1 protein-coding gene and 1 pseudogene are annotated in these 541 nt (G+C 65.1%); both read right to left on the bottom strand.

Features of this window, described 5'->3' with window-relative positions:
• A partial coding sequence (locus EN750_RS38245) for an HPr family phosphocarrier protein (RefSeq protein WP_145968385.1) occupies nt 1-365 on the bottom strand: 365 nt, incomplete at its 3' end.
• 56 nt (nt 366-421) lie between these two features.
• Nucleotides 422-541 (bottom strand): annotated as a pseudogene (locus tag EN750_RS41355) (PTS cellobiose transporter subunit IIB); the annotation flags it as partial.

Raw genomic sequence — 541 nt, 5'->3', positions numbered from 1 at the left:
CGGTTTGCCCCGTCAAGTGCCGCCGGCACGGATCCGCGCGCGGGTGCCGCTTCCGCTTCCTGCCCGGCATCGTTCGCCGGGCTCTGCGCTTCCGCTTCATCGTCGAGGCCGGCCCGCGGATTCTCAAGATAGCCGATCAGCGCCTCGAGCGCCTCGATGGCATCGGCGCCATTCGCCCGCACCGTGACTTCTTGGTTCTCCTTGACCGCCAGCAGCATCAGCTTGACCGAACTCTTGGCACTGACCGCCTTGCCGTCCTTGACCAGTTCGACGTCGGATTCGAAACCCTTGGCGAGCTTCACGAACCGCGTCGCGGGACGGGCGTGCAAACCTTCATGCACTCTGACGATGGTCGAGCGTTCCATGGCAAATACTCTGGTTTTGGGCGCCGCTCCCAACATAGGCCGCGGCGCGAATGCTGTCAGGCGGCGATGGTGATGATCGCGCCGGTCTTCAGGGCGGCCACGAGCGCTAGCGGATCGACTTGCGACGCACAGATCTCGCCCGGCCTCTCGGCCTCGGTAGCGCCGTTGAACGAGAT

The sequence above is a fragment of the Mesorhizobium sp. M7A.F.Ca.ET.027.03.2.1 genome (assembly GCF_003999175.1).
GTDB lineage: Bacteria > Pseudomonadota > Alphaproteobacteria > Rhizobiales > Rhizobiaceae > Mesorhizobium.
This window is presented reverse-complemented; position numbering and strand designations above follow the sequence as displayed.